Raw genomic sequence first — 25,851 nt, forward strand, 5'->3', positions numbered from 1 at the left:
AGGTCTCACCTATTTATTTCCGTTTATCGTAGTATACGCCGTCACTTGTCATGGGCTGATACGGATTTTGATAATTCAGCTGTTTTGTTTTCTTACGTTGAATGGCTTGAATATCTGCCTTGATCCCATTTTGAATTTCCGTTAATTGCTTGGCCATCAGTTGATCTGTTTGAATGATTTCTTTGATTTTCTCTTTTTCTTGAACGGAAAGCTCATGTTGAATGTCTCTCATTAGTTCGTCTCTCTCAACTAAAAAAGCATCAAAGTCTTCAACGAGTGTTTCGCTTTGCGGGTTGGCCTCTATTTCCGCTGCCATTTTTAACGTTTGGTCATGCAGTTGGTCCACAATACTCATAGAGATCCCCCAATAGAGTGGTGACGCCCTTTTCGATCGGTTTGAATGACTTCCTTCCAAGCATCTCGGAAATCAGTCACATATTGCTCTACTTCATTCAGGATCTCTTCGTCATTTTGCAGATTGGCTTCAATCAGTCTTCGATAAATGTAGTCATACATACTTGCCATGCTCTTTGATACATCATACGTACGATTTAAGGTGACATTTAATTCTTGAATGATGTTTTGAGCCTTTTTCAGGTTCAAGTTTCTCATTTCAGCATCTTCTTTTTGAATGCCATGCTTTGCTAGTCTAATAAACTTTAAGCATCCTTCATAAAGCATAAGCGTTAACTCGGCCGGTGTTGCGGTCTCAATAGAATTTTTCTGATAGGCGGCATAAGGGTTCTGAATTGCCATATGTTATAAACCTCCAATTATTGTCCAAGCAGTTGAGAAAGATAGCCAGATTGGTTGTTTAGCTTTTGAATCGCACTATCCATGGCGTTAAACTTTTTGTAGTAACGAGCTTCCACCATTTTTAAACGATCTTGGAATGTGCTCATTCGTTGAGTCAAAGAATCAAGGTCCTTACCAAGTCCGTATTCCTTTGATGCCATCGTTGTGCTACCAGCCTTTGTTTGAATGCTCTTTGAGAAGGCTGATAAGGAATTTTTGATACGATGAATGATTCCTTGTTCTTTATATTGCTGCTGCGCTTTATCTTTATCTTTTGAATCTACATTTAGCGAACCTGACATAAATATTTGACTAATCTTCTGTGGGTCTTCTTGAATGGCTTTTCTTAGTTTCGGTTCATCAATGACAAGCTTTCCGCCATCTTTATATTTATCTGAAGTGGCAATTCCGATTTGTGTCATGTGAATTTTATTCCCATCACTTGTCGTAATATCAACATAAAAATCACTTCTTAATTTAGATGCACCAGATCGTAAAATTGAATCACTTCTCAGCAAGCCTGACTTCGCAGTCGTTTCCCATAGCTCGACTTCTTTGTCAGACATGGCTTTTTTCTCTTCAGCTGTTAATGGATAGTAGTCTCTATTTCTTTTTTCATTGACTTTACCATTGATCTCTTCAACAAGTTCATTGTATTTATCAACGAATTGTTTGATTTTATCAAAGATGGCATCGACATCTGTTGAAACGTTCAAACTGACAGGCTTATCTGTTGTTCCTTTCAGCTCATATGTGATACCGGCCTGCGTGAAAGTATTATTATTATTTTCCATTTTGAGACCATTAATTTCATATTGCGCTTTCTGCCCTTGAGTAGTCGCAACTAATTTATTATCTCCATCCACTTGGAATCCTAATTGCGTTAAAAATGAAGCAGAATTACCATCCGCTGCCTTAATACTGACACCTTCTCCAGTCGTACGGGAAGTCAGAGCGATTGTATCCACGTAGTTGGTCCCATCAAAGATTTGACCTTTATAAGCCGTGACACCTAGTTGAGCGTTGTTCAATTTTGACACGATTGTATCAAGGGTATCTTTATCAGTCGTATTAATGGTCACTGTTTTGGGTGTCGTAGAATCTGGTGTCGTCACCTCAAATGTGAACGTACCGTTTGCAGCAGTAAATCCAGATGTGCCAGAAGATTTGAATACGGAAGCTGTCGCTAGTTGGGTCACATTAATCGAGCCAGAGGTAGCATTTGTTGATCCAGTTGCTGTGACAGCAGATTCATTGGAGCTTGTGACCTTTTTTGCGCCATAAGTACTCGGATATGTTAAATTTAGTTTGGCAATGAGATCATCTAATTCTTTAACCTTTGAATTGACCTCGCGGTAGCTGTCTCTTTGCCATTCAAGTGTTTGTTTCTGGCGTGTCATTTTATCAAGTGGTGCTTGCTCAGTTTTCATTAGCTTTGAGACGATTTCATCAATATCAAATACATTTGAAAATCCAGTAATTCGATTAACCATGGTTTATGTTCTCCCTTCACATTCTTTTATCGACAAATAAACCGACAATCTCTGTCATTGCCGCATAGAAATCAAGCCATTCTTTGGAAGGAATCTCTCTAATGACTTCTTCGGTTTGGTTATCTACGACTTTGACATAATATTCATTGAGTTTTTCATGCAATTCAAATTGAAGATGAAATTGAGTAGGTTCAATCAGCTTATTTGCTCCTTGAAGCGTTTTCTCAATTTCTTCTTTTGAAACGACTTTTCCATTTGCTTGTAAATCAGTGTTTGCATTGTCATTTTGATGATTCGTAACACGGGTTTGAAATGCATCAATCAGTGGCTCTAGCGAAGTCAACTTACCAACAGACATAGTTATTCAGCTCCTGTGCTTTAATCTATCTTTTATATCGGCTTTGAATTATTAAATTAAATATAGATGGACCGATTTGTTAAAGTTTCATATAGATGGTGTACTTCTACGGTTTCACACGGAGAAGGATAGACAAATAGGATAAAAAAATCCTCACTTTTTTTGTGAGGATAATTGAGAAAGTAGATCGAAGGACAAGCTAGCAGCACGGCTGTTTTCTTCTTGAATAGACAGGTATACTTCCTTCCTGTGAATATCAATATGCTTAGGAGCCTCAATTCCGACTTTTACTTGATCGCCTTCAATCGCAATAATTTTGACTTCAATATCGTCGCCTATTTGAATCGATTGATTTAATTTACGAGATAGAACTAACATGAGGAAGCCACCTCTAGCAAATGTTTTGTATGATAGGCTGAATCATGCAAAATGACCTGCTTGGCTTTCATGTTTTTCCGATTCACAATAATAGGCGCTCTTAAATTGGCTGTCGTTTTTTCAATAGAAGATCCCATTGTTAAAATAACCATGACTTCCACATCATTGGCATCTTCCACCCCAAGAATGTCTACAACCGATTCTTCTAAGTCAAATTCATATTGATTGAAGAACAAAAATGGGCTGCTGACAATAAAGCCTAGTTCCGCATTTTCCAAAGATTGGAGAACTAAAAATGGAGATTCCTCTGATAAAGGTAAAATGACAAATTGTTTTTGATCCAGAAATCCTGGTATCCCATTAGAGAAGTGAATGATTTGCTCCTCTTTAATCGTCACTTCACCATGGTATTTTGTTTGAATGATCATAATTCACGACCTTTTTCATTTTTCTTAATTATACCTTATCACCATTTTGACCTGTTTCGTCAACTTCTATTTTTAATTCTGGGTATTGTAACATATCAATATGAACTTTACCTGGCTGGTAGTTAACAATTGGTTTATGAGGTGTTGCCTCTATAATAGCTTTTTGTGGCTCCACATCAATTTTAAGTTCAGATGGCTGATAGTGAATTTTCACACTAAAAAATGAAGGAATCACACCGATGTTGAATTGTTTTGCTGGAGGACTGCCATTGATTTTCGCAAACTCAGCAATCGCATTCCCACCATTCTCGATCTTGATGAGTTCACTTCCTTCTTCCGCTCTACGCCCCATTCCTTCTCCAATCGCACGTTTCCCCTCCGCAGCCCATTCCTCTGAACGTCTAAAAATCGACTTAATATCCATATCGGCAAATGCCTCGGTTTGATCTATGGTTAATTTCGACGGTGTCCTTGTGATATTCATGACAGCTCTTGGCTGCTGAATCTCAAGCTCAGCTCTTGGCTGCTCTACTTCTTGCCTGGAAGGGGTTGTCGACATTTGCAGCTTTGCATAAGTTTGCTCCATTAACAATCTAGGGATTTGCATAGGTTCACCTCCATGATGCAAAAAAGCACCCAACGGATGCTTTTTCTTATCTTAAGAAATCGACAAGGGATGGCTGAATCACTTTAGCTGTCGTCGCTAAAGCAGCTCTATTTACAGTCTCTTGTTGAAGAAGATCAAGAATGGCTTTCTCACTTTCTACATCTTCGGCATCTGATTTAGCCTTTTTCAGCACTTCAAATTGCGAAGTCAAACGGCTCCCGACTAAGTCGATACGATTGGATCTAGCCCCAAGATCTGAACGCTCAGCACTCATCACTTCTTTAAACTGATCGATATTTCCTAATGCATCATCAGAATTTGTAAACGTTCCATTTTTTAATGAGTTTTCTAAATCAGTCAGCATTTCAATGACATTTTGACCACTGGCAGATTGCCCACCAAAAGCTGAAAGAGGATTTGAATTCACATTTAATGTGATTCCATCAGAAATGTTCGATTGAACCACGTTTGCATCTGTATAGTTTTCAAAGTTAAATGTAAACGTACCATCTGCATTCTCTACAACTGGTTTAACATTTGTATTCGTCCCATTAAAAACAAACTTACCTAACATCTGCGTGTTCATTGCATCAATGATTTGATTCTTCATCTGACCAATTTCCACTCCGATAGCAGCTAAATCTTCTGGCTGTTTTGTTCCATTGGCCGCATCGAGTACTTTATCTCGTATATTTGACATGATATCAATTATTTCAGTGACACTTGTTTCAGATGTATCAATCCAGTTTCGTGCCTCATTTAAATTAGTTTGGTATTGCTCATTTCGAAACATGGCTGTACTATACTGAAGACTTTTCACTGCTGCCACAGGATCATCAGACGTTTTTGTGAAACGTTTTCCAGACTGTGCCTGCTCATTAATTTTAGAGAGTTTTTCATAACTTTTACTAATATTCCGAAGTGAATTTTGAGAAATCATACCTTGCGTGACTCGCATCAGTTACCCTACCTTCCTACGACACCCATGCCGTTTATTATTTTATCTAATACTTCGTCTTGTAACGTCATAATTCTTGCAGCTGCATTATACGCATGCTGAAATTGGATCATGTTCGTCATTTCTTCATCAATAGATACAGAACTAGTTGACATCCTGCGTTCATTGGCTGAATTCACAAGAGCTGCTGAACTGCTTTCAAGGGTCATGTTCTTTTTAGCTTGTATCCCCATTTCGGCAATGACATTCTGATAGTAATCCTGAATCGTTGTGGTAGTTCCGCCGATTGGCAGCTTTAAGTTTTGAATATTAGCTAATTTCGTAGCATTCGAACCATCACCTTGCGTTTGATTAAGAGATGCAGCAATGTTATCTGTCGATGCTAAAATCACGTCACTCACTTTGATACGTGCTGCCAAGCCTTTATTCAAATCATTGTTATTCTCAATATCGAAAAAGTCTTGTCCACTTGTGCCATTTAACGTGTACCCTTGCTTATGGACATCGTTAAAAGTATCCATAAATACTTTTGCTACTTCATCCAGCTCAGCAAGCATATCTGGGTACATGCCTTTTTCAGCTCCATTAGACATGTAGCCATACGCCTCAACAAGTGCTTTTACTTTACCATTCACTTGTAATTGATCAGCTGCGATGGTTGTCGTTCCAAATTGGAGTGAGTTAACAAGTCCTGTCGTATTATCATAGGAAAGTTGTAATTCAGATTTTTCATTGGTAATGCCATTTAAAATTGTACCAGCAGATTGTCCATTAGCACCGATAATGTCGATGTTAACGGTTCCTTCAGCAATTTCCAGAGCATTTCCTCCAGAAGGGTTGTAGCTCACTTTAATATCAACAAGTGAGGAAAGCTGATCTATAAGAGCGTCTCGCGTATCATAAAGATCATTGGGAAGATAACCATTTGGCTCAACTGTTGCAATCTGTTTATTCACTTCATCAATTTGAGTTAATAGGGTGTTCACATTTTTTGCCGTTGAATCGAGTTCAGTTTTTAAATTCTTTTGTATCGTTGTTAAAGAAGAATTTAGCAGGCGGAATTGATCTACTAAAGCCTGAGCACTTGTCTTAACAACTGTACGGGCTGAAGCAGTATCAGCATTTTTCGATTCTGATAAGACTTGTAATGATTTCCAGAGATTATCAAAGGCTCTATTCAAGCCTTCATCTGTTAAATCATTCATCACTCCTTCCATTTGTGAAAGAGCATCAGACTTCGTCGCATAATAAGACAGGTTATTGTTATGATCTCTATACTGAAGATCTAAAAAGCTGTCTCGAATTCTTTCAACAGTTCCAACTTGGACACCTGTCCCCATTTGGCCGTATGTCTTGCCATCATAAACTGAAATCACTGGGTAAGGATTCTCTGCTTTAAAGGTAACTCTCTGTCTTGAGTAGCCATCAGTATTTGCATTGGATACGTTGTTTGATGTGACATAAAGCCCTGCACGCTGGGCTGTGATTCCTCGTTTTGCCGTTTCTAGTCCCATGAATGTAGAACCCATAGATATCCTCCTTGTTTACGCCTTTGAATCAAACAAAGCCCTATGCTGTTTAGGCTTTGAACTCTCAAGACCATTTTGTCCGTAATTCATATTTTCTTTGTTAGGATTCACAAGATCGAATGTCAGTGAAATAAATTGAAGTGACTGCTGAATAAGCTGTTTGTTCAGTTCGTTTACATCTTTCAGTTCCACCATGATGTCATTCAGCTTCTCATATAACGAAATAAGCTCTTCTTGATCCGTTCCTGTAGCTTTTTCGATACATGCGGTGATTGTCGGCGATTGATCACTTTGTAAAAATTGAACTGCTGCTTCAATCCGCTTTTCTTCTAATTGTGAAATGGCCTGAATATATTTTTGCTCAAGGTTCAGAACCTCTGAAAGAGCATCGATCTCGTTATTTTTCAGCATTTCTGTTTTATTCTTAGACAGCTTTAGAAGCTGTTCATGTAATCCGTAGAGACGGTGCAGTTCTTCAATCATTATTTTTACTGACATTCACGCTACTCCCTTTTGTTATTGTTGTTTATAAAAATTCAACATTTTATCTGCAATGCCTTTTGTATCTACTTGATATGTTCCGGCTTCAATGCTTTTTTTAATTTGGTCTATTTTATCTTGACGTTCTTTCATGATATTCGGCACCTTTTGCATTTCAATTGCCTTTTTAGAAATTTCGACTTTGTCAGTTGATTTTGCTTGATTCGATTGCAACGTTTGTTTCTCATATGTTTTCTTGTAAGGATTTACTGGTTGTGTTCCATATCGATTAATTTTCACGGGATTCCTCTCGCTTTCCGTTACAGTCTGTCTTGATTCTATCCATTTTATCGACCAAACTGCAACTTAGTTTAGGGAATCAGTCGTTTTTAGGATTAATGGCATAATAGGTGTCTTTTTTCCTAGATTCAATCTCCCTTTTACGCTCTTCTTCTTGGTCCATTTGGCTGATTTGCGTCTTTATATCCTTTTCACAATGGCTACACAGCTTGTTTTTCCTGATCGGTTGGCCGCATCTTTCACAAGGATAATTGATATTCGGGAATTGACTAATTTGAAGTCTTTTCAAACGGATAAATTTCAGGATTAATTCTTCATCAACTTCTGTTGCGTCTACTATTTCAGCAATGGTTGATTGTCTATTACTTTGCTTACGCAAGAATTTATAAACGATATCAAAAGAACGTTCTTCTTCTTCAAAGCATTTGTTACAAACCGTTTGGATGGTGGTTTTTAAAAATAACTGATTACATTGTGGACAGTTTGCCAATTGATTCATAACCAAAACCCCTTACGTTATTTTCTTTTCTTAATATCGGTTGATTGTCATGATTTTTAACTACGAATCAACGTAAAAGAGGAAACACTTTTGGCGCCTGCTCCTTTTAAAATTTTTGCTGCATGATAGACTGTCGCCCCAGTTGTATAAATGTCATCGATTAATACGACATCCTTTAGAACGATCGGGTTTGACTGCCTTAATTGGAACAAATTCTGTTGATGTAAACGTTCATTTTTTCTTTTCTTAGACTGCTTACTTTGATGTACTTTTATAAGTGGCTCCAATATAGGTCCGCCAATCATGGAAGCAAGCATCATTGACTGATTGAATCCTCTTTCCTTTAATCTCTCTTTACTCAAAGGAATTGGGACAAGGACCGGTTCTTTGATTGAAAAAGAACGTTTAAACGCTGACTGTACATCTTTTTTAAATAGATCAGCTAAAGCCGTATCACCTCGAAATTTAAATCGAGCTAGAATATCTTTCATAAAGTCGTTGTAAGCATAAACAGATCGATTCATCACAAGAATCTCAGCAAAATCCCGTCGTTTATTCCACCTTGAACAATCCTGACACAATTGATCATTTAATTGCGCTCTTCCGCATTTGGGACAAGTAGGACATTGAATCTTCATCAGGTGGTCCTTACATGCTACACATAAACAATCTTCATTTAATAGTAGGAATGATTTCCATGTAAAAGCAGCCACAAAATGGCTCTCACAAATTGGACAAATCAACGATTTTCTTTGTTCAACGGCAAATGATTTTCGCACCTTGGATATGTTGTGACCGTTGAAGCAGCTTCTGTCAGAATGACGAGCATCGCCGTATTTTTCTGTTTATCCACCATCTCGGATTTACTGTAGGATATTTTATCGATATCTGTTATATATTGCGGTTTCACTTGATTTAGAGAAATGGCTAATACATCTTCTATACATTTTTCACAATGACAAATCATGTTTAATTGGTTGAGATATTGATAGAGAATTTCTTTAAGTAGTATTTCTTTTGCGTTGAGTAGCATATTTTGTCTCTCCTGCCATTTGTGTTTTGTGAATATAATGTACCATGATTTAGTTGAACCCACACTATTTTTCAGAAAACTCTTTTTCAGCTGTATTATTCATTTTTACGATATGTTTCTTTGCTTGTTTCATACTTCTCGTTAAACCAAAATGAAAAAAGTACACGTCTCCATTAAAAAAATCTGGATGTCTCCCTGCTCTACCAGAAATTTGGACAAGTGCACTTTCTGTAAAAATAGGAGATTCCGCACCTAATACGCCCACTTGAACATCTTGAATGGTAACGCCTCTTTCTAGAATAGTTGTTGTAACCAATACATCGTATCTATGATCTCTGAAATGCTGGACTTTTTGCTTCCTTTCTTGATCATCGGCAGAAACTCCCTGTACATTTACACATTGAACTTGAAGAATATGAGTTACCTTCTTCATAGTAGAAATAGAAGGAACAAAGAGTAGCACTCTTTTTTTCTTTGTGATATGTTCATGCAGCCAGTTCATTGTAGATGCTGGAAGCCGATTTCTTTTTAATTTCTTTTTCCAATCTCCAACCCATTGAAATGTTGGGACAGGCAGCGGTTTTTGGTGGAAGCGCAGAGGAATTTTGATCGCTTCTAATTGTCTACAAGCAACATCCTTTTGCATTTTTTTAGATGGTGTGGCACTTAAGTAAATTCTAACTCCTGTTTTTTTCATTGACTTTAAAACAGCAAACTGAAGCCGTTCATCCATTGAATAAGGAAAAGCATCGACTTCGTCTACAATGAGGACATCAAAAGCGTTTTTATATCTCATTAGCTGATGGGTTGTAGCGATCATAAGCGTTGCCATTTGAAATCTTTGAGAACTCCCGCCATAAAGTGCAGCTATATTCAGTCCTTGAAATGCCTTTCTCATTCGAGGTTCAAGCTCAAGTACAACATCGGTTCTAGGCGTCGCAATACAAACACTCATTCCGTTATTTAGCGCATATTTTATTCCGTGAAAAAGCACCTCCGTTTTCCCCGCACCACAAACAGCCCAAACGAGCAGATCAAATTTGTTTTGGATTGCTTCTACTAGCCTATCGGACGCTCTCTTTTGCCCTTTAGAAAGTTCTCCCTGCCATGTTAATTCAACTTGTCTTGTTTCTTTCTTTTGTGGACCCGTCCATTCATAGAGAAAGCCACATTCACTTACTTTTCCCAGCATGATGCAGGATCTACAGTATACACAGTCTTTTTTACATGTTTCACACGGAGAGAGGGCAAAGTAGCGCTTGTTTGATACACCGCACCGGCAGCAGATCAAACCACCCGCCACCCTATTGACAGCAGGTGTTCTATGGATGAATCCTTGATTCTCCAGCCACTCCAATTCGGACTGTGTACATTGACATTCAATAGGAAGAAGATGCCTTGATTGTAGCTTGTGACTGAGTTCCATTGCTTTTTCCAGATTCAATTTCACGCACTACCTTTCCATTCATGTTGACCCATTATGTACAAAGAGAAGGCCTTTCGTCTAATTGTAAAAACAGAAAAACAAATCCCCTTTTCCATGAGAAAAGGGGATTTTGATATCTATCTGATGATCCAGCCAAGTGCTAAAGAGCCTTCGCCTAGATGAGTGCCAATCACGGCACCAAAGTAGCTTTTATAAAATTCAACATGAGGATACTTTTCTAATAAGTGCGCAATTAATTCATCTGCTTCTTCTTCTCTATTACCATGTATCAGAGTTGCTCTCATTGGAACACCACGTGATGCATCTTCATCAAATAATTCAAAAATACGTGAAATGGCTTTTTTGCGTGTACGAATCTTCTCAAAAGGGACAATTAGCTTGTTGTCAAAATGCAAGATAGGCTTTACCTTTAAGAGGCTTCCAATAAAAGCCTGAGCACCATTTAATCTGCCGCCACGTTGTAAATGAGTTAAATCGTCTACCATAAAATAAGCTCTTTGATTTTCTTTCAGATAATTGAGATGGGAAATCACTTCTTCTGGAGAAGCACCACCTTGGATTTTTTCAGCAGCTTCTAACACATAAAAACCTTGCGCCATACAGCTAGTCTCTGTATCAAACGGATAAATGTCGATTCCGTCAACTAGTTCATTCGCTGAGGCCGCACTATTGTATGTTCCACTAATTCCGCTTGACAGATGTATACTAATCACAGCATCATATGTTTCACTAAGTTTTTCATATAATTCTATAAGTTCACCGAAAGCAGGCTGAGAGGTTGTTGGAAGATCTTTATGTTTCTTGACTTCTTCATAATATGTCTTCCAATCCATTTCTACTTCTTCACGGTATGATTCAGTACCAAAGATGACATTCAGAGGGATCATATGAATATGATGTTTATCACGTAGTTCTTGTGGTATATAAGCAGTACTGTCTGTTACAACGGCTATTTTCATTCTTAAATACCTTCCTTATCCGTTAAGTTGCTTTTTAAAAAAGAATGATCATTGTTTTTCACTAGATTTATAATACTAATCAAAAAAGCTTGCCTAATCAATAGGCAAGCCCGCTATATCCGAAAAAGACTCCTTACCTGCCTATCATTGCTCTCTAACTTGAATGTGAGAGAACTAAAAACAGGCGAAAAAGGAGTACTTGTCCGGAACATTATCTCATTTCTACCCAGCCGTTTTTAATTGCTACAACAACAGCTTGAGTACGGTCATTTACATTCATTTTTTGCAAAATGTTACTCACGTGGTTTTTGACTGTTTTCTCACTAATAAAGAGCGACTCACCAATACCTCTATTGCTCTTTCCGTCAGCTAACATTTGAAGAACTTCACATTCACGTCTTGTTAAGATATGAAGTGGTCTGCGAATTTCAGGATATACCTCGTGCTGTGGATGTGCTGAAACGCCGCTTGTTGCTAAGCGTCGGAATTCATTTACTAAGTTATGAGTGACTTTCGGATGTAAATAAGAGCCTCCGTCAGCTACTACTTTTACTGCTTCAATGAGGGTATCTGCATCCATTTCTTTTAACAAGTAGCCTCTTGCTCCTGTTTTTAATGCGTGTGTCACATAGTTTTCATCGTCATGAATAGATAGGATAATGACTTTTGATTCGGGATAAAGCTCTACTAGCTGTTTTGTAGCCTCCACACCATTTACATTCGGCATATTAATGTCCATAATGACAACATCCGGATGATAGTGTTCTACGATACGTGCAGCTTCGTCACCGTCGTCTCCTTCTGCAACTACTTCAAAAGTAGGTTCAAAATCTAAAATCCGTTTGACACCTTCACGGAATAATTGGTGGTCATCGATAATTACAATATTTACTTTAGTCACAAGCTACGCCTCCCCATGTTTATTGTTCTACACCTGAACTTTATGGTCAATATGTCTTTTGTCTCTATTTTACAATTTTATTTTGTAATGTTAACGGTACTCTAATCATGATGAATGTCCCTAGACCTATTTTTGAGTCTATGGTCATTTTACCTTCTAGTAAGTCTACGCGCTCTTTCATACCAAGTAACCCAAAGGATTTGTTTTTATTTGTTTTAACATCCTTCATATCAAAGCCTTTTCCATCGTCTTTGATAATTAAGGTGACAAAGTCTTTCGTCACTTCAACCTTCACAGAGATTTCTTCAGCTTCAGAATGCTTTAAAGAATTTGTGACAGCTTCTTGAGCTAGTCTAAATAGTGCCACTTCAAATTGAGAAGCAATTCTTTCGCTTTCAGTATCACCTAAGCACTGGAACGTAATTTTGGTTTTTCCATCATATTCTTCAATTGTGTTTAAGTATTTTCGCAGTGTCGGAATGAGACCCAAATCATCTAAAGCCATTGGTCTTAAATCATAAATGATTCTTCTCACTTCGTACAGTGCATTTCGCACATTCTGTCTTAGACTTCTAATTTCTTTAAAGCCTTCTTCTGTTCCACGGTCTCTAAAAATCCGTTCTATTAGTTCTGAACGCATCATCACGTTTGCCAGCATCTGAGCAGGTCCATCATGGATTTCTCGTGATACCCTTTTGCGCTCTTCTTCCTGGGCTTCAATAATTCTTAGTCCAAAATCTTGTTTTGCCTGAGCATCTTCAAGTAAAACACCGACCTGACGTAAATCTTGGTTCAAGTAGTTGAGGACGACCGTAATCTGGCTCACAAGCGTTTCTGAACGTTCAATGACGTCTTGTAAGCTTAACAATCGTCTTTCGAGATCATCTCTTCTTTCCCTCAGCTGTTTTTCGCGCTGCTGGATCATGGTCAATTCTACTTGCAGGTTATGTGCTTTTTCATAGGCTTCTCGTATTTCTTCTTCGCTGAATTTGTTGAAGTTTCTGCTGACCTCAGATAATCGATTTCTAGCATGTCTCGTATGTACTTCTAGTTTATCCCCAAAATCAATTACTTCGTTGACTTGCTGTTTAATTTGCTTAAGCTCTTCTACTAGGCTTTCATATTGTTGACGGGACTGTTCGCCGATTCTAAATACTTCGTCCTTACTGCCATCAACTGTACTTAGCATTTTCATGATGATTGAATCCAATAACTTCGGATCCATTTTAGGTGTTGTCATGGCTTTTCCCTCCCGTAACAGTGATGTCATCTTTTTTTATTATAAATGTCATTGATCTGCATTTTATGTCGAATTATAATGAAAGAATGCGTATAAATCATGAAATTTTTATGACGACCCTTTTTCCGCTCCTCTCATCATAACAAAATACGCTGTAAAATTCTAAAACCAATGCAAATTTTCTCTAGCCTTACAATTTGCTTGTCAGGAGGGTATGTCTTTTGCTGAACCGCTATCTCACAGTAAAAAGCCGTGGCGAGCATGAGATCGTCATTGAAAAATCACGTTTTATTTGTCATATACAACGTGCTGTCTCAGAAGAAGAAGCACAAGCCTTTATACAATCCATAAAAAAACAACATTGGAACGCCACTCATAATTGTTCCGCCTATTTGATCGGTGAACAGGATCTGATTCAAAAAGCAAATGATGATGGTGAACCAAGCGGTACGGCAGGGGTACCCATGCTTGAAGTGCTAAAAAAACGCAAGCTGAAAGATACAGTTGTTGTCGTCACTCGTTATTTCGGCGGTATTAAGCTAGGTGCCGGTGGATTAATTCGTGCGTACGGAAAATCTGTGTCTGAAGCAATTAATCATGTTGGTATGGTAGAACGCTGTTTAATGCGTACGATGCACACAACAATAGATTATACATGGCTTGGAAAGGTAGAGAATGAGCTTAGAGCCTCATCTTTTCAGCTAAAAGACATCCATTATGCAGAAGATGTGATTTTTGAAACGTATGTAGAAGAAACACAAACAGAGCAGTTCATTGAATGGATGACTGAGTTGACTAATGGAAAGAGTGTTACTAAAGAAGGCGAATTGATTTATTTAGAAAAGGACGTTGGTCCGATAAAGGAGACAGATGAATGGCACAACGAGTAAAAGTGCGTGTACGAAAGAAAAAGAGTAAGAAGAAAAAGATTTTCAAACGGATTCTGGTCTTATTTTTGCTTCTCTTCATCTGCATGGGCGGATTTGCAGTTTATAAGATTGTGAATACACTCCAAGCTGCTGACAAAACTTATGATGAATTAGAGCGCGGGGAGAAATCGAAACTCCGTGATGCTGTCATTGATATAAAGAAAAAACCTTTCTCTGTCCTATTTGTTGGTATAGAGGATTACGCCACAAATGGTGATCACGGCCGTTCAGATTCACTCATCGTCGCAACGATTAATCCTCAGGATAAAACGATGAAAATGGTCAGTATCCCCCGTGACACACGAGTACAGCTTGCTAGTGACACAACGGGAAATAAAGTAAAGATCAATGCGGCATTTGCTAAAGGCGGTACAGACGAAACAATTGACACTGTCGAACAATTCTTGGATATCCCAATTGACAAGTTTGCAACAGTGGACTTTGACGGTTTTAAGGATGTCATTGATGAAGTTGGGGGAATCGATATAGACGTTCCATTTGACTTCAATGAAAAAAGTGACGTCAAAAAACCGAAAAAGATTTACTTTAAAAAAGGGAATATGCATTTAAACGGGGAAGAAGCACTTGCTTACGCACGAATGAGAAAACAAGATCCACGTGGTGATTTCGGGCGTAACGATCGTCAGAAACAAATCTTACGTGCCATGATTGATCAAATGGCGAAACCTCATAACATTGCAAACGTGGATAATATCGCAAAAGAAGTAAGTGATCATATAACAACCAACTTTCACATCAAAGAAGGACTTGCTCTACAGCAAATTTACAGTGGTTTTAAAGGAGACGATACTGAAACACTATCTATTAAAGGATCAGACCTTTATTTAGGACCAAATCGAACATACTTCTTTGAGCCAGATCAAACCAACTTGGCTGAGGTGCAAAATGAGTTAAAGACACATTTAAAGCTTCCTGCTGAGTAATCGTCTTCAACTGAAACAAATACACAAACCGATTCATCTTCTGATGCAACAGGGTCAGCCGATACCCAGGCCCCTTCGACCAGCACATCAGGACAATAATAGGAAAACAGCCCGTTCCTTGGAAACGGGCTGTTTTTTATTGTCTTTTGACCATACGTTTGTAGAATTTCGTAAATGGTTTAAACTCTTCGTTCACCAAACCAGTGACTTCAGCGATAACTTGCATAAACATGACCAGTAAAAAGATAATGATCAATGACAGCCAAATGGTGGCACTTGTCAGCAAAATCGCGCTTAAGCTGAAGACTAGGCCAATCATGTAAATCACAATCACTGCCATTCGATGTGATAAGCCAAAGGCCATCAGTCGATGATGAATGTGTGATTTGTCAGGTGCTGAGATAGGCTGTTTATTCAATATTCGTCTGATGATCGCAAAGGTCGTATCAAAAATAGGCACACCTAAAATAATTACAGGGACAACAACACTAAACAAAGTAACACTTTTGTACAATCCTAAAAGTGACAGGACTGAGATCATATAGCCTAAAAATAACGAACCTGTATCACCCATAAATATTTTTGCTGGATGGAAGTTATAAAAAAGAAAACCGATGGTACTGCCAATGACGACAAGAGATAACGAAAGAATCAGGATCTTGTCCGCAGAAAATGCCATGACGGCAATCGTGGTTAAACCGATAACCGAAATTCCGGCAGCCAGTCCATCTAATCCGTCAATTAAATTGATCGCATTTGTAATCCCAACAATCCATAGTACAGTCAGGGGATACGCCATCCATCCTAACTCCAGTCGATCTGTTAAGAAAGGAACTGAGAAAAAGTCCATTTTTAAGCCTGTGCTCACGATTAAGCAAGCAACGAGAACTTGCACAAGAAATTTAAATTTTGCACTTAAATTATATTTATCATCAAATATACCTAAAATGACGATGAGTACAGCGCCAACTGATATAGCTGTAATTTTATTATGTAGAAACAGCCCGCCTGCTAGTGCTCCAGCCGCTACCCCAATAAAAATCGCCAAACCGCCCATTCGAGGCATTACTCTATCATGAACTTTTCGTTTATTCGGCTGGTCCACTGCACCAATCTTAATTGCAAACTTTTTGACGATTGGTGTCACAATTAAAACTGTAGCCAGAGAGACAAAAAACGCTAATAAGGCGCGTTCGTAATCCATAGGTCAGTCTCCTTCTAAATTGAAATCTGTATTTTGTATATTGGCCGCTCTTTCCATTATACAATTGAATATAGGATGATCACAAGCTCCCCCTAAGAAGAAGAAACAAATAAAAACGCACAATCCTGAATGAATTATGCGTTTTCTTTAATATTCGTTAATTCCACCATGTTTGTGAACAGTGCGTGCCAATCTTTTTTCATTGCCCGGCTTTGTCTTAGATGTCTGCATGTCATGTCATCTTTTTTACTGATCACTTTCTGGCAGGCTTCTACGAAGAGAGCTGGATCTTCGCCCTCTACATATTCATACACATCATTCTCTTTTAGCCTTTCCGTTGATGGAAGATTTAAACCAACAACAGGGATTCCGGCAGCTAAAAATTCATACAGCTTGAGCGGAAAAACCGCTTGATTGTAAGGAGACTGTTTGTATGGCATCATCCCTACATCAATTAATTTCATATAAGCAGGCACTTCTTCTGGTGCGACTGCTCCTGTCCATAGGACATTGGGCAGTTTGAGTGCATGCTGAAAAGATGGATCTCCATTCGTTCCATCCGGACCGACAAATAAAAATGTCCAATCTGGCTGCATGCGAGCAGCTTGAGCGATCAAGTCAAAATCGAGCTTCGGCTTGATCCCACCTATAAAGCCAAGAACCGTTCCCTCTCTTCCCTCTAGCACGTCTTCCCTGCTAGGGAGGTTGCTTTTTGCAAACACATCATACTCGACGCCATTTTCCACTGTAAAGACATCTTTCGGTTCACCCATGAGCCTTTTTTTGATTTGATCATGTAAGTATTGTGAAGAGCATGTAATGCTGTGTGCATATTTAATAATGCGGTTTTCTGCTTTTACAATGACTCGCTGTCTCATATAAGAAAGAATGTTGTTTTTTCCGCTGATGGGCTCTCCCCACAGGTCACTGCAATCATACACAATATGTTTCCATTCAAATAAAGAAGATAAGAGCGGAAATCCCGGAAACGTATACCATAAACAGACGGCTATGCCCTGCTTTTCTTCTTGACGCAAATGCTCAAGAAGAGGAGATAATTTATGAAAATAAAACATATCTTGATAACGGCCAAAGCGAAAAAACTTGCTCTTGAGCACATCAGGAATGGTCATTTGCTTCATTCGATCCGTTATAGGCTGAAAGGGAGTTGAATGACGAGTGGAAGATGGGCATACCCAGATGACCTCTTTCGTTTCTGGATCAGATGCAAGAAATTCCGCCAGTCGATGCCGTCTGTACCTTAGGCCATCGTGGCCCCATTCTCCCGTTGCGACAATCACATGTATGATCGAGTCTGCTTTCACCTTTATCACCTTTTTTCCCTTCTGTTTATAAACGCTTTTTGACAGCATTTGTGGCATAGTGCATAAAACACCAAGATGCTTTCACAAAATGAAGCTGCTCAATTTCTCTATAGACAAACCATGTTTTTTTCGCTGCTTTCCACTTGTTACTAGAAATCGAGTTTCCCACGATGCGATATTCACTGAGCGGCTCACTCATTCCATAGGCAGTAAATCCTTTTTTTAAAATAGAGAGCCATGTGGCTAAGTCCTGCCTTGTTCGAATGTTTGGCATTTCCACGTGTCCTACTTGTTGAAGATCGAGCATCACCGTCAAACAGCCGATAATCGTATTTTTTAAAGCTTCATTGTAGTTCAACTGAGCCGGCGCTGTGACGGTTTTTTGTAACGGCTCTCCATTTTCTGAAATGATGTCATATGCCGTGAAAGTAAAGGCATGATCATTTTCTAACATAAACTTGACCTGCTTTTCGAGCTTTGTCTGTTTCCACATATCATCGCTATCTAAAAAAGCGATAAAGCGGCCTTTCGCCTGTTTGATGGCTGTGTTTCTAGCAATAGCGGCTCCCCCGTTTTCCTCTAAATAAATGACGTTGATTCTGTCGTCCGTCTGACTTAATTCCCCTAACAACTTCCTTGTGCCATCTGTTGAGCAATCATCTGCAATGATCAGCTCCCAGTTGGAATAGGTTTGGGCAAGGACGGAATGAACTGTATCCGTTAAATAACGTTCCGCATTATACGCCGGTGTAATAATTGATACTAACGGTTGATTGTTCACCTAAGACTCATCTCCAGTTCATCATTAAGATTCTTTGAACACTTCAGGTAACACCACAAACATAAGCGAGATGCTAAGGCCAATGACAAGTCCAAGCAGTGCTCGTTTTTTCGCTGACATCCCTTTGTTCCCTTCATCAAGTACTTGGGCAGGATCGACAATCTTTGCCTGCTTCATCCCGAGCTTTGTCGATTCCAATTCATATAAAAATCGTTCTTTATCGACTTTAGAGTCATTGCTGACAGATTCATCTTCAAGAGCGGATAGTCTTCTTTCAATGACTTGCTGTCTTTTCGTAAATAAGGCTTTGTCCTGCTTTAAAAATGTATCTGACACTTGTTTCACTACCGCCAAAGCTCGAGCTTGATCAGCATCTGTAAACGACAACTGCAATTGTGTATCGGACTGGTTCGTGAGAATCAAACGATTTTTCACATCCTGCCTTTCTTCTTCCTTTACATCACGGAGTGCTTGATTCAGAAATGCATCACTTTTTAATAGAGATGTCACTTCTTCCATATTGTTATACACACCGTCGTCATATTTCCCAAGCGTCAAGGTCACAGCAGCTGTGTAACTAGACTGTTCTACTGTCCCCTTGGCAAAAAAGAAACCAAAAGCAGCCAATACAACGGGCAGCAGCACAAGCCATACGATATATTTTTTCATTCGCTTCCCTATTCTTAACATAAAACCAGACATGCTCATTCTCCCAACATTGACGTATTTGCTTTTTCACTAGTGTAGCCATACAAACTCAGCATCACACGTTTGCCCACGGCTTGAAGCGCTGTTTATTTTTCATGATATTGACCGCTGCGATCACTAGACCTAGAAACACCCAGTGGAAATATAAATTCGAGACCGAACTCGGACTGATACTTGAGACGAGAAAGCTCAGCATGGCAGCAAATAGACCTTCAATGATCATCTTGGCTGATCTCGTGTCAGCCAATTGGTATTGTTTGTACAGTGAGAACATGAGATAGGCATACACTGAGATATAACCTAGCATGACGGCAAACCCAAAATTCGTCATCACCTCTAGCAGCCAATTGTGAACTTCGACGACCTGATCTGTATCAAAGATAGAAAAGTGAGCTAAGTAATAAGACACATTGCCCGCTCCGACTCCGAAGCCATATGAATTCGTAAAGAAATGCCAGGCATTTTTGATTAAATTCGCCCGGGCAATGTTGGACGGAAGTGGTTCGCTAAAAGAATGAGCGACCTGAGAAGCGAGAAACAAGTCATCAAAGACAGAATAGATTTTGGCTGAAAAAATGGCGATACAGATGATACCAAGCCCGCCTGCTGCCATGATGGACCACTTTTTTAAAAAGCGAGGCATCAGTAGCCATACATAGATGACCGCTCCAGCTAATATGCCAAGCAAGCTGGCGCGCGATTCTGTTAACAAAATGAGATACAGCGCTAAGATGGCTCCTAGTAATCCGAACGCTTTGATATAACCATTTTTCATTTGGCGCATACACGCCACATATAAGAAAAAGCTAATAGATAAAAACGTCGCAAAGTCATTTTGGTTAAAGAAGACAGCCGTAGGATAGTGCTGTTTGTACGCTGGTCCAAGATACAATGAGGTATTCGGTAAATGATTCAAGGTCAAGTGATTATAGAACCCGATTCCCATCACAAATACAGTCATGACTAGCCAAATACTATAAAAAGTCACGATCTGATCCATTCGCTGAATGTACATGACCACAAGAAAGACAAAACCCATTCCCATCGCAAGAAGAGACATATATTTCAGGCCGTCTGTGACCGAATGAGCCCAAAGCAGTGAGATGAGCCCGTAAAGAAACCATGCAGCGAAAAAACCAAGAATGCCTTTAACACGAATTTGCTGCCACTGGGATATGTACGTTCCTTTGTCTCTCATCCGCCATATGAATAAAGCAAAGACAGCCAAGAGCATGATGCGGTAGAGAAAGAGACTAAAGAACCCAACACTAATAGAGAAAAAAGCATTATTGAGAAATGTTAATGCAATTAAAAGGTAAATGGCTGACATGAATATGTGTTCACCATTCATGTAGAGCTTCATACATATAGCAGCCGCCATGAGCACCACAAGTAAAACCGGAATGACCACCATCTTCTTTAACCCGATAGGATGTGCGGATGCCATTTGTACAAGCCCTATACCCGCTGCTAATAACATACATCCGATCATGATTTGCCATGCTGTTTGTTTCACACTCATACCTATTTTCCTCCTAAGCAACCCATCCGATTTGAGGGATTAAGCCTTTACTTCCTGTTCATAGTAGGAAATGGTACGAGCCAAACCTTCTTGTAAAGTCACAACAGGCTCCCATGCTAAGACTTGTTTCGTTTCCTCATTTGCCAATGTACTATGCACAATATCTCCTGCACGCTGCGGCTTATAAATCGGTTCAAGATCTGATCTCGTGACTCGCTTCATCGTTTGAAACAGCTCATTCACCGTGATGGAATGACCACATGAGATATTTAAACAAACGTTTGATTGAGCTGTTAAAGCTGCAACATTCGCTGCGGCTAGATCGCCTACATAGATAAAATCTCTTGTTTGTTCCCCGTTTCCGAAGATGAAAGGTGCCTCATGTTTTGCAAACTTATCAGAAAAAATTGAGACAACACCGCCTTCACCAAGTGCGTCTTGGCGCGGACCATATACATTGCTGTACCGCATAATACAATAGTCCACATCATAGAGTGATTTTGCCATCTCTAAGTATCGTTCAACTGTCAGTTTCGACAAGCCATAAGGTGAACCAGGCTGCAGTGGATGAGCTGTGTCGACCGGCAGATAGACTGGGTCTCCATAGACTGCTGCCGATGAGGCAAACACCACTTTCTCCACCCCGGCTTCAGCCGCTGCTTTGATCACATGCAGCGAACCTTTAATATTGACCTCTTCGTCGTAGACGAAATGTTGAACCGAAACGGCTACACTCACTTGCGCTGCAAGATGAATGATATAATCTGGTGAAATGTGTTTGATCAAATCGACCGTTTCTGATTTTGTGACATCTGCTTCAATGCATTGTACGGAAAGATGAGCGATATTTTCCTTCGATCCAGTTGAAAAGTTATCAAGAACGATGGGCTCATAACCTTTCTCTAATAAAGCCTCTACCGTATGAGATCCTATAAATCCACTTCCCCCAGTGACCAATACTTTCTTCATCCAAGTTCCCCCTATTATTGTGCCTTCGATACCAATTCTGTTTCCCATACGCCTGGGCGGCCGATGGACTGGTAAATAAATCCTCTCTCTTTCATTTCTGCTGGATCAAACAAATTCCTTCCATCAATTAAAATGGGAGAACGAAGTAGCTGCTTGATCTGATCCTTATCCATCTTCTGTACGTCATCCCATTCCGTTAAGATGAGACAAGCATCTGTATCTTTCACTGTTTCATAGAGATCATTGCTGAAGACCGCCTGCGGGCCAAGCTCTCTTTCTGCTTCTACATAAGCAATTGGATCATAGGCTTTGACAAAAGCTCCGAGCTCTCTCAGCATTGGGATAATATCTAGTGCTGGCGCTGAACGCATATCGTTTGTATTTGGTTTAAATGCGAGCCCTAAAACGGAAATCGTTTTTCCTTTAATATCACCGAAGACACTCATCAGTTTGCTGACAAGATGGGCTCTTTGGTGGTTGTTTGTTTCAATGACAGATTCGATCAGCTTGAACCGGTAGCCGGCTGTTTCGGCAATTTTGAGAAGAGCCATCGTATCTTTTGGGAAACAAGAACCGCCAAATCCAATGCCTGCTTTTAAAAATTTATGCCCGATACGGCTGTCTAACCCAACGCCTTCGCTGACTTTTTCCACATCAGCACCAACTCTCTCGCAAATGTTCGCAATGTCATTGATGAATGAGATTTTTGTGGCGAGCATGGCATTTGCCGCATACTTAATCATTTCTGCACTTTCTAGATTGGTCTCAACCACCTCTGTTTGAAACGGATCATGCAATTTTTTAATGATCGTGGATGCATGTGAGCTTGTAGAGCCAATCACCGCTCTCTCCATATTCATCGTATCTTGAATAGCTGAACCTTCCCGCAGAAACTCTGGATTGGAGACGACGTCAAATGGATATTTACTGCGTGAAGCCTTTTGAACAATGGCTTGAACAAGACGTCCTGTTCCAACTGGCACTGTGCTCTTATTCACGATGATTTTGTAGCCATTCAGGTGTTCTCCAACCGTTTGAGCCACGGCTTTCACGAAAGTTAAATCCGCTTCCCCTTGAGGTGTCATTGGTGTTCCTACCGCAATATAAATAATCTCTGATTCTCGAATTGCAGCGGGAATATTGGTTGTAAAACACAATCTTCCCTCTTCTGTATTCTTCTCAATCAATTCCTTTAAGCCCGGTTCATAAATTGGAACGAGACCGCTTTTTAAGCTGTTGATTTTTGATTCGTCGATGTCACAACAAATGACGCGATTTCCGATATCAGCAAAACAAGTACCCGATACTAATCCGACATATCCTGTTCCAATCACAGCAATTTTCTTCAACATGTTTCATCCTCTCAGTAAAAGCATATTGGTCGTTCCAAACTGTTTATCTATCAGTCTTTGCACATTTCATCCTGTTTAAACGGTGGATGTTGATTGATTCAGCACCTTTTCATATTGCTGAATTAGGAGCGTAGCATTATGTGATGATGAATAATCTGTATGGACGATGTGGTGAAGATCGTTCTTCACTTGCTCGTTCCATCTGTTTTCATAAAGATAAGCGTGAATCGCTTCTTTTAGCTGACTCGTTGAACGCGGTTCAATGAGCAGATGTTGATAGGTAGAAAATAGTGATGGGAGACCACCAACCCGTGTTGCGATGACAGGCAGTTTTAAAGCGAGCGCCTCAAGGACGACAGTCGGCATTCCTTCACTGTAGGATGGAAGGGCAAACAGGTCAGCTGCCATTAAATAGTCTTTCACTTGATCATTCGGCACCTGTCCCGGGAGCAGAATGGATTCTCCCGCCCGTTCGGCCAGCTCCTTTGCGAGGGGTCCTTTTCCGACAAAGACGGCTTTCACACCCGACATCCCGCTGACAGCTTCCGCTAATTCAAGCAAACCTTTCTCTTTGACTAAACGGCCAACAAAAACGATGAGCTTGTCGTGAAGCGGTAAACCTACCTGCTTTCTGATGGCTGTTTGATCCCCTGGTGTTCTAGAAAATGACTTGAGCGGAATTCCAAGCGGGAGACATTGTGCATCCACCTCTGTCATGTCATGTGTTTTCTTTGCCAGCTCCTCACTCACTGTGAGAACAGCAGACGCCTGTTTTACTGCTGCTTCAAAGGCTGCAAGCGCCCCTTTGCTATAGTTTGGATAGACGTTCACATCACTGCCGTGTAAGGTCAGAAGATAAGGGATGCTCGCTTCCTTTTGAATCACAGCTGCTGCGCCGCCAGACGGCATGGCAAAGTGCGCATGGATGAAATCCGGTGACAGATCATAACGCTCCATTGTGCGTAGGACAGAAGCTGCGATTCGTTTACTCGGCTGAGCCCATTTTAGCTGTCCAGGCAGTGCTGTATAAGGCGGTCTGTAAACCGGTACTCCGCACCTCACTTCCTGCTGGGGAAGATCTTTTCTCTGACGATAGGAAGCTTTAAGCATCCGTAAGATGGGCGGATTGACAGGGGTGGGACAAATCACGCTCACTTCTACGCCTTGTTTGACCAGCTCCTGCACTTGTGTTTCATGGAAGACGCCTTCACTTGGATGTTTTTCACTAGGATATACACTTGTCAGCCATAGCACCTTCATGACGAACGACCTCTTCTCCATAATTTCCCTGTCACCTGCGGATACATTTTGACAAGCAGCAAGCTATATAAAGCCGCACTTAAACAAATTGTCAGTAGTAATTGAAGCAGTATATCCGCTGATGTCAGCTTCATCCCTTGATGAACAGCTATTGCGCAGCCGGCCATTAATAGTGTCATGACAGCAGGCTTTACGAGTGATTTTACATATATCTTCATATCTAGCTGAATGACGTAAGCCATCAGCCACCTGCCGACAATGAAGTTCAGCAGGCTGACCCCTGAGTAGACCCAAGCTACAGTCAATAGACTTCCGGTATGGACTCCTGCATATAATGCGCATCCATATACGATGAGCATGCCTGTATCCCAATAAAAAGCTAAGTCCGCTCTCCCTTTTGCAAGAAGGATGGAACCATTTGGATTCATCAGCACACGGAGTAGACCGACAATGCACAAAATATTCAAAACCGGGACCGCCACTAGCCATTTCTCTCCAAACACTACTTCTATAAAGCTATCTGATACGGCAGCAAGACCGATGAGTAGTGGAAAACTAATGAGTGCGAGCATATTCGTCATACTGAGGAAGCCCTCACGCAGCCTAGAGTGATCACGCTGACTTTTTGCGAAAACTGGGAAAGCCACTCTCGTCACAATCGGGTTAATTTTCAGCACCGGGATTGTGACGATTTGATAAGCCAGGCTGTAAATCCCTAATGCCTCTGCTCCAAGAAACCGTCCAATTAAAATCATGTCGATATTTGAGCCTGCCCGATTGACGAGCCTTGACGCAAGCTGGAAAGCCCCGAAGGAGAAAAACTCTTTCACTTCCCCTAATGCGAAAACGGGTGCTGGGCGCCACTTCTTCCAATAAGCCGCTGCATACATGAGACCTTTTCCTGATTGAAGCAGCACTTGAGAGACCACATAGGCCACAATTGGATTGATAAAAAAGGCTAGGATAAGTAGAACAATCAGCGAAATGATCGTCGCTATCGTCTCAATCGTACTTAAGGTTTTAAAGGCTAAATCTTTCTGCATCATATATTGGTATTGCTGACCAATTGGTGCAATGAGAAACATGATTGATAATAACTTGAGCAAGCCTTCCAGCTCAGGTCTGGCATAAAAGGCGGCAATCAAGGGACTTGCGAGGATCAATACACAAAACAAGAGAATTCCCGTCAGCAAGTTGATCCAATATAATGTAGATAATTGACGTTCCGTCGTTTGTTCCTTTTGAATGATCGCAGCACCGATGCCTAGATCAAGTAAAATCTGTGTAAATATTGTGACAGTTGTGATCATGCCAACGAGTCCAAATTCTTTCAGTGACATTACGTTCCCTAAAAAGGCGAACTGTGTAATTTGGATGATGGTAATGATCAATGCGGACAAGCTTGTCCATTTTGCTCCGCCCAGCAGGCGATTTTTCATACTTGCCATTTCT

Annotated in this window: 28 protein-coding genes and 1 pseudogene; 2 read left to right on the plus strand and 27 right to left on the minus strand. The window is 40.1% G+C overall.

Features of this window, described 5'->3' with window-relative positions; translation table 11 throughout:
* Positions 1–13: 13 nt before the first annotated feature.
* The 18 genes from fliT to degS all read right to left on the minus strand — a co-directional run bounded on the left by fliT (position 14) and on the right by degS (position 13,405).
* Positions 14–355, minus strand: a complete 342-nt coding sequence (gene fliT / locus BA79_RS06080; protein WP_008348246.1) for a flagellar protein FliT — start codon at positions 353–355, stop codon at positions 14–16.
* Positions 352–756 carry a flagellar export chaperone FliS gene (gene fliS / locus BA79_RS06085; protein WP_008348247.1) on the minus strand — a complete coding sequence of 135 codons (405 nt, stop codon included), beginning with the start codon at positions 754–756 and terminating at the stop codon, positions 352–354. The genes fliT and fliS overlap by 4 nt, the downstream gene beginning before the upstream one ends.
* Before the next feature lie 17 nt (positions 757–773).
* A complete protein-coding gene (locus BA79_RS06090; protein WP_024719236.1) occupies positions 774–2,288 on the minus strand; it encodes a flagellar hook-associated protein 2 in 1,515 nt (504 codons plus the stop codon).
* Between the two features lie 16 nt (positions 2,289–2,304).
* Positions 2,305–2,646, minus strand: coding sequence for a flagellar protein FlaG (flaG, locus tag BA79_RS06095; RefSeq protein WP_007499987.1), 342 nt, complete (start codon positions 2,644–2,646; stop codon positions 2,305–2,307).
* 153 nt (positions 2,647–2,799) lie between these two features.
* The gene (csrA, locus tag BA79_RS06100; RefSeq protein ID WP_008348252.1) at positions 2,800–3,024 is read right to left on the minus strand and encodes a carbon storage regulator CsrA; all 225 of its coding nucleotides are present in this window, start codon (positions 3,022–3,024) and stop codon (positions 2,800–2,802) included.
* Positions 3,018–3,452 carry a flagellar assembly protein FliW gene (gene fliW, locus BA79_RS06105; protein WP_007499985.1) on the minus strand — a complete coding sequence of 145 codons (435 nt, stop codon included), beginning with the start codon at positions 3,450–3,452 and terminating at the stop codon, positions 3,018–3,020. Before fliW ends, csrA begins: the two co-directional genes overlap by 7 nt.
* A gap of 28 nt (positions 3,453–3,480) precedes the next feature.
* Positions 3,481–4,059 carry a DUF6470 family protein gene (locus BA79_RS06110; RefSeq protein WP_035701576.1) on the minus strand — a complete coding sequence of 193 codons (579 nt, stop codon included), beginning with the start codon at positions 4,057–4,059 and terminating at the stop codon, positions 3,481–3,483.
* A 46-nt stretch (positions 4,060–4,105) separates the two neighbouring features.
* Entirely contained in the window at positions 4,106–5,017 is a 912-nt protein-coding gene (gene flgL, locus BA79_RS06115) for a flagellar hook-associated protein FlgL (RefSeq protein ID WP_017368141.1), read from the minus strand.
* Positions 5,018–5,025: 8 nt separating this feature from the next.
* A complete protein-coding gene (gene flgK, locus BA79_RS06120; protein WP_017368142.1) occupies positions 5,026–6,546 on the minus strand; it encodes a flagellar hook-associated protein FlgK in 1,521 nt (506 codons plus the stop codon).
* Positions 6,547–6,561: 15 nt separating this feature from the next.
* On the minus strand, positions 6,562–7,044 hold the full coding sequence (locus BA79_RS06125; RefSeq protein ID WP_007499977.1) for a flagellar protein FlgN: 483 nt from the start codon (positions 7,042–7,044) through the stop codon (positions 6,562–6,564).
* Positions 7,045–7,062: 18 nt separating this feature from the next.
* Positions 7,063–7,326, minus strand: a complete 264-nt coding sequence (gene flgM / locus BA79_RS06130) for a flagellar biosynthesis anti-sigma factor FlgM (protein ID WP_003213252.1) — start codon at positions 7,324–7,326, stop codon at positions 7,063–7,065.
* A 79-nt stretch (positions 7,327–7,405) separates the two neighbouring features.
* The gene (locus BA79_RS06135; RefSeq protein ID WP_017357864.1) at positions 7,406–7,825 is read right to left on the minus strand and encodes a TIGR03826 family flagellar region protein; all 420 of its coding nucleotides are present in this window, start codon (positions 7,823–7,825) and stop codon (positions 7,406–7,408) included.
* Between the two features lie 56 nt (positions 7,826–7,881).
* A complete protein-coding gene (locus BA79_RS06140) occupies positions 7,882–8,463 on the minus strand; it encodes a ComF family protein (RefSeq protein ID WP_227820606.1) in 582 nt (193 codons plus the stop codon).
* A 101-nt stretch (positions 8,464–8,564) separates the two neighbouring features.
* A complete protein-coding gene (gene comFB, locus BA79_RS06145) occupies positions 8,565–8,858 on the minus strand; it encodes a late competence protein ComFB (protein ID WP_035701582.1) in 294 nt (97 codons plus the stop codon).
* Between the two features lie 64 nt (positions 8,859–8,922).
* Entirely contained in the window at positions 8,923–10,302 is a 1,380-nt protein-coding gene (locus BA79_RS06150) for an ATP-dependent helicase ComFA (protein WP_155923900.1), read from the minus strand.
* A 119-nt stretch (positions 10,303–10,421) separates the two neighbouring features.
* A complete protein-coding gene (locus tag BA79_RS06155; RefSeq protein ID WP_024719242.1) occupies positions 10,422–11,264 on the minus strand; it encodes a DegV family protein in 843 nt (280 codons plus the stop codon).
* Between the two features lie 211 nt (positions 11,265–11,475).
* The gene (gene degU / locus BA79_RS06160; RefSeq protein ID WP_008348273.1) at positions 11,476–12,165 is read right to left on the minus strand and encodes a two-component system response regulator DegU; all 690 of its coding nucleotides are present in this window, start codon (positions 12,163–12,165) and stop codon (positions 11,476–11,478) included.
* Positions 12,166–12,229: 64 nt separating this feature from the next.
* Positions 12,230–13,405: a two-component sensor histidine kinase DegS gene (degS, locus tag BA79_RS06165; RefSeq protein WP_003213166.1), complete on the minus strand. Its 1,176-nt coding sequence runs from the start codon at positions 13,403–13,405 to the stop codon at positions 12,230–12,232.
* 221 nt (positions 13,406–13,626) lie between these two features.
* On the opposite strand from degS, the gene BA79_RS06170 reads away from it, so the two are divergent.
* Together BA79_RS06170 and BA79_RS06175 are read left to right on the plus strand one after the other, a co-directional pair.
* Positions 13,627–14,295, plus strand: coding sequence for a YigZ family protein (locus tag BA79_RS06170; protein WP_035701587.1), 669 nt, complete (start codon positions 13,627–13,629; stop codon positions 14,293–14,295).
* A pseudogene (locus tag BA79_RS06175) lies at positions 14,280–15,377 on the plus strand (LCP family protein). Before BA79_RS06170 ends, BA79_RS06175 begins: the two are co-directional and overlap by 16 nt.
* A 37-nt stretch (positions 15,378–15,414) precedes the next feature.
* Here BA79_RS06175 and BA79_RS06180 read toward each other — a convergent pair.
* From BA79_RS06180 to tuaB, 9 genes are all read right to left on the minus strand, one after another.
* On the minus strand, positions 15,415–16,482 hold the full coding sequence (locus BA79_RS06180) for a glycosyltransferase family 4 protein (protein WP_007499956.1): 1,068 nt from the start codon (positions 16,480–16,482) through the stop codon (positions 15,415–15,417).
* 134 nt (positions 16,483–16,616) lie between these two features.
* Positions 16,617–17,864: a teichuronic acid biosynthesis protein TuaH gene (gene tuaH, locus BA79_RS06185; protein WP_051626178.1), complete on the minus strand. Its 1,248-nt coding sequence runs from the start codon at positions 17,862–17,864 to the stop codon at positions 16,617–16,619.
* Positions 17,833–18,588, minus strand: a complete 756-nt coding sequence (gene tuaG, locus BA79_RS06190; protein ID WP_008348281.1) for a teichuronic acid biosynthesis protein TuaG — start codon at positions 18,586–18,588, stop codon at positions 17,833–17,835. Before tuaG ends, tuaH begins: the two co-directional genes overlap by 32 nt.
* A gap of 24 nt (positions 18,589–18,612) precedes the next feature.
* Positions 18,613–19,290: a teichuronic acid biosynthesis protein TuaF gene (gene tuaF, locus BA79_RS06195; protein WP_035389676.1), complete on the minus strand. Its 678-nt coding sequence runs from the start codon at positions 19,288–19,290 to the stop codon at positions 18,613–18,615.
* A 61-nt stretch (positions 19,291–19,351) separates the two neighbouring features.
* Complete coding sequence (tuaE, locus tag BA79_RS06200; protein ID WP_035701590.1) at positions 19,352–20,818, minus strand: teichuronic acid biosynthesis protein TuaE; 1,467 nt, start codon at positions 20,816–20,818, stop codon at positions 19,352–19,354.
* A gap of 39 nt (positions 20,819–20,857) precedes the next feature.
* On the minus strand, positions 20,858–21,787 hold the full coding sequence (locus tag BA79_RS06205) for an NAD-dependent epimerase/dehydratase family protein (RefSeq protein WP_035701592.1): 930 nt from the start codon (positions 21,785–21,787) through the stop codon (positions 20,858–20,860).
* A gap of 14 nt (positions 21,788–21,801) precedes the next feature.
* The gene (tuaD, locus tag BA79_RS06210; RefSeq protein ID WP_008348289.1) at positions 21,802–23,139 is read right to left on the minus strand and encodes a UDP-glucose 6-dehydrogenase TuaD; all 1,338 of its coding nucleotides are present in this window, start codon (positions 23,137–23,139) and stop codon (positions 21,802–21,804) included.
* A gap of 75 nt (positions 23,140–23,214) precedes the next feature.
* On the minus strand, positions 23,215–24,399 hold the full coding sequence (gene tuaC / locus BA79_RS06215) for a teichuronic acid biosynthesis protein TuaC (RefSeq protein ID WP_035701595.1): 1,185 nt from the start codon (positions 24,397–24,399) through the stop codon (positions 23,215–23,217).
* The gene (tuaB, locus tag BA79_RS06220; protein WP_035701597.1) at positions 24,396–25,847 is read right to left on the minus strand and encodes a teichuronic acid biosynthesis protein TuaB; all 1,452 of its coding nucleotides are present in this window, start codon (positions 25,845–25,847) and stop codon (positions 24,396–24,398) included. Before tuaB ends, tuaC begins: the two co-directional genes overlap by 4 nt.
* Positions 25,848–25,851 lie beyond the last annotated feature (4 nt).

The sequence above is a fragment of the Bacillus altitudinis 41KF2b genome (assembly GCF_000691145.1).
Lineage (GTDB): Bacteria > Bacillota > Bacilli > Bacillales > Bacillaceae > Bacillus > Bacillus altitudinis.

Coding starts and splice junctions, on each gene's coding strand:
- BA79_RS06110 (WP_035701576.1), bottom strand. CDS start 4,059: ATGCAAATCCCTAGATTGTTAATGGAGCAAACTTATGCAAAGCTGCAA.
- csrA (WP_008348252.1), bottom strand. CDS start 3,024: ATGTTAGTTCTATCTCGTAAATTAAATCAATCGATTCAAATAGGCGAC.
- tuaF (WP_035389676.1), bottom strand. CDS start 19,290: ATGTCTGGTTTTATGTTAAGAATAGGGAAGCGAATGAAAAAATATATC.
- BA79_RS06090 (WP_024719236.1), bottom strand. CDS start 2,288: ATGGTTAATCGAATTACTGGATTTTCAAATGTATTTGATATTGATGAA.
- tuaB (WP_035701597.1), bottom strand. CDS start 25,847: ATGGCAAGTATGAAAAATCGCCTGCTGGGCGGAGCAAAATGGACAAGC.
- comFB (WP_035701582.1), bottom strand. CDS start 8,858: ATGCTACTCAACGCAAAAGAAATACTACTTAAAGAAATTCTCTATCAA.
- BA79_RS06140 (WP_227820606.1), bottom strand. CDS start 8,463: ATGAAGATTCAATGTCCTACTTGTCCCAAATGCGGAAGAGCGCAATTA.
- fliT (WP_008348246.1), bottom strand. CDS start 355: ATGAGTATTGTGGACCAACTGCATGACCAAACGTTAAAAATGGCAGCG.
- fliS (WP_008348247.1), bottom strand. CDS start 756: ATGGCAATTCAGAACCCTTATGCCGCCTATCAGAAAAATTCTATTGAG.
- flaG (WP_007499987.1), bottom strand. CDS start 2,646: ATGTCTGTTGGTAAGTTGACTTCGCTAGAGCCACTGATTGATGCATTT.
- flgK (WP_017368142.1), bottom strand. CDS start 6,546: ATGGGTTCTACATTCATGGGACTAGAAACGGCAAAACGAGGAATCACA.
- tuaH (WP_051626178.1), bottom strand. CDS start 17,864: ATGCCACAAATGCTGTCAAAAAGCGTTTATAAACAGAAGGGAAAAAAG.
- flgL (WP_017368141.1), bottom strand. CDS start 5,017: ATGCGAGTCACGCAAGGTATGATTTCTCAAAATTCACTTCGGAATATT.
- BA79_RS06125 (WP_007499977.1), bottom strand. CDS start 7,044: ATGTCAGTAAAAATAATGATTGAAGAACTGCACCGTCTCTACGGATTA.
- tuaC (WP_035701595.1), bottom strand. CDS start 24,399: ATGAAGGTGCTATGGCTGACAAGTGTATATCCTAGTGAAAAACATCCA.
- degS (WP_003213166.1), bottom strand. CDS start 13,405: ATGACAACACCTAAAATGGATCCGAAGTTATTGGATTCAATCATCATG.
- fliW (WP_007499985.1), bottom strand. CDS start 3,452: ATGATCATTCAAACAAAATACCATGGTGAAGTGACGATTAAAGAGGAG.
- BA79_RS06135 (WP_017357864.1), bottom strand. CDS start 7,825: ATGAATCAATTGGCAAACTGTCCACAATGTAATCAGTTATTTTTAAAA.
- BA79_RS06155 (WP_024719242.1), bottom strand. CDS start 11,264: ATGAAAATAGCCGTTGTAACAGACAGTACTGCTTATATACCACAAGAA.
- tuaD (WP_008348289.1), bottom strand. CDS start 23,139: ATGTTGAAGAAAATTGCTGTGATTGGAACAGGATATGTCGGATTAGTA.
- tuaE (WP_035701590.1), bottom strand. CDS start 20,818: ATGAGTGTGAAACAAACAGCATGGCAAATCATGATCGGATGTATGTTA.
- BA79_RS06180 (WP_007499956.1), bottom strand. CDS start 16,482: ATGGATTACGAACGCGCCTTATTAGCGTTTTTTGTCTCTCTGGCTACA.
- BA79_RS06205 (WP_035701592.1), bottom strand. CDS start 21,787: ATGAAGAAAGTATTGGTCACTGGGGGAAGTGGATTTATAGGATCTCAT.